4 protein-coding genes are annotated in these 2407 nt (G+C 71.4%); 3 read left to right on the plus strand and 1 reads right to left on the minus strand.

What is annotated here, in order from left to right; genetic code table 11:
• The coding region (locus VIB55_RS13310) for a DUF4249 family protein (RefSeq protein ID WP_331877140.1) at positions 1 to 722 on the minus strand (722 nt) is incomplete at its 3' end.
• A gap of 146 nt (positions 723 to 868) precedes the next feature.
• Here VIB55_RS13310 and VIB55_RS13315 point away from each other — a divergent pair.
• From VIB55_RS13315 to VIB55_RS13325, 3 genes are all read left to right on the plus strand, one after another.
• Positions 869 to 1336, plus strand: a complete 468-nt coding sequence (locus tag VIB55_RS13315; protein WP_331877141.1) for a thioesterase family protein — start codon at positions 869 to 871, stop codon at positions 1334 to 1336.
• A 111-nt stretch (positions 1337 to 1447) separates the two neighbouring features.
• A complete protein-coding gene (locus tag VIB55_RS13320; protein WP_331877142.1) occupies positions 1448 to 2065 on the plus strand; it encodes a histidine phosphatase family protein in 618 nt (205 codons plus the stop codon).
• 72 nt (positions 2066 to 2137) lie between these two features.
• The coding region (locus VIB55_RS13325) for an FKBP-type peptidyl-prolyl cis-trans isomerase (RefSeq protein WP_331877143.1) at positions 2138 to 2407 on the plus strand (270 nt) is incomplete at its 3' end.

Below are 2407 nucleotides of genomic sequence, written 5' to 3' on the forward strand. Positions count from 1 at the left end.
AGGAAGCGCAGGAGGTTCTGGTCCAGGTTGAAGCGGTCGAAGACCCCGAACTCGTCCGGCAGCAGGGTGGTGGTGTCGCTGGACGACACCGAGACGCCCACGAGCTCCAGCGGATCGGCGGGCGGGGGAAACCCTCCCGACTGCGCGTGGGCGGAGAGGCCGAAGATCAGCAGCGGCGAAATGTATCCCCACGCCCCGCGCGACTGCGTCCACGTTACCGGCACCACGGTGCCCGGCGGCAGCCGGCATTGCTCGGGCGGAATGCCGTCCGCGCGTTCGCGTACCTCGAAGGGCAGGCCCACCAGCGAGAACGCCCCCGGCACCTGCGTGCGCCCGCGCGCGACCTCGCCGCGCACGGTGGTCACCTTCAGGTCGTACGTGCGTCCCGGGAGCACCCAGAACCCCAGCTCCGCGGGGCTCACGTAGCAGGCGCCCAGCGTTCCCCCGGGGTTGCTGGGAACGTCGGGGATGCAGGCCGGGTCCGGGGCTTCGCGAAAGACGAACCGGGCCCCGTCGTCGCGGGTGACCTCCACCTGCGCCCCGCGCTCGGCAGGTGCCTCGCTGGCAGCTACGGAGCGGTAGAGGATCAGGGGCTGCGCCTCGCGGTCGGTCCGCAGCACGGCCTGCACGACCAGCCGGTCCTGCCCCGGCGGCGTGGTGACGTCGGCGATGGTGCATCCCGTCAGGGACAGGGCGCAAAGTCCCGCGATCGGCCAGCGCATGTTCGTCCCGGCTGCAGGGGAAAGGTACTCGATACCGCTTGTACCGCGGCGCGCGCCCGGAGTTCAGCCGGGGGCCGGATTGTCCGCCGGCCGATGCCGGGCATAGGTTGCGCCGCTGCCATCAACCGACGAACCGCCGGGAGACGATGACGAGGGACGATGCCGCCTGGGAGTGCGGGTTCGAGGTGCGCTGGGCCGACCTGGACGGCAACCGCCACGTGCGCAACACCGCGTTCAGCGAGTACGCCACCCACACGCGCTTCAGCCTGCTGGCGGGGCGGGGCTTCACCCAGGCCCGCCTGGAGGAGCTTCGCTTCGGCCCGGTGATGATGCGCGAGGAGGTGCGCTACAAGCGCGAGGTAAGGTTCGGCGACTCGCTGACGGTCACGCTGCGCTGCGCGGGCCTCTCGGCGGACGTGTCGCACTGGCGCGTGCACCAGGACGTGCTGCGCGCGGACGGGCGCGAGGCGGCGCTGCTCACCATCCAGGGAGGGTGGATGGACCTGGACACGCGAAAGCTGATCGTTCCGCCCCACGAACTGGCGGAGCTGCTGCAGGTGCTCCCGCGGACGGCGGACTTCCAGGAGCTCCCGTCCCTGCTGCGCCGCCGCTAGCAGAACCGGCGCAGGGCCTCCGGGGCGCGGCCCTGACGGTCGCGCGCTGGTGCGGGCGTTGCACTCCACCCGGGCGGGAGCTGGATTCCTTTCGCAGCGCACGGAACGAACATGGGCAACGCAGGGCGGTTGTACCTGGCCCGCCACGGGGTGACGGCGGCCAACCTGAGGTGGGTGAACGTGGGGATCGACGCCGAGCCGCTGCTTCCCGCGGGGCGCGAGATGGCGCGCGAGCTGGCGGAGCGCGTCCGGGAGGAGGGGATCGAGGAGGTGTGGTGCAGTCCCATCGCCCGCGCGCGCGAGACGGCGGAGATCGTCGCCGAAGCATGCGGGCTGCCGCTGTACGAGGACGCCGCGCTGCGCGAGATGGATGTCGGCCCCTGGGCGGGGCTCACGGACGACGAAATTTCCGAGCGCTTTCCCGAGGAGTTCGCGCGGTGGCAGGCAGACCCGGCTGCGTTCGTGATGGACGGCCGCGAAACGCTGCCGGCCGTTCGCCAGCGGGTGGTCGCGGCGCTGGAGCGCATGCGCCAGCGCGGGCGGGTGTCGCTGGCGGTGACCCACACCGCCCCCATCCGCCTGGCGCGGGTGCACTACGCGGGCGAGGAGACGAACCAGTTCGCCGAGTTCATGCCGGCCAACTGCCAGCTGCTGCGGCTGGTGGAGCGCGAAGGCGGCGCGAGGCTGGAGCCGGTGGCCGATCCGTCGCCCGCGGGGGTATCCGGGTAACGGTGGAAACGGGCCGGCCGAAGTGTTATCTTCAGGGTCCAACCCGTGAAACCATCCGACTTTCCGAGGCTCATGCGTCGTATTCTTCTTGCCCTGGCCCTCGCCGTGCTCCCCGTGGCCGCAACGGGCTGCGGCGATTCACCGACGAGCATCGAGGACACCCGGTTCGCCGCCAGCCTGGGCGTAGACCTGGACGCGATGACGCGCACCGCCAGCGGCCTGTACTACCAGGACAAGACGGTCGGCACCGGCGCCGTCGCGCAGAGCGGCAAGACGGTGGGCGTGTACTACAAGGGCTCGCTCCCCAACGGCCGCGTGTTCGATTCGCTATCGTCCGGCGCG

It is taken from the genome of Longimicrobium sp. (assembly GCF_036554565.1).
Lineage (GTDB): Bacteria > Gemmatimonadota > Gemmatimonadetes > Longimicrobiales > Longimicrobiaceae > Longimicrobium.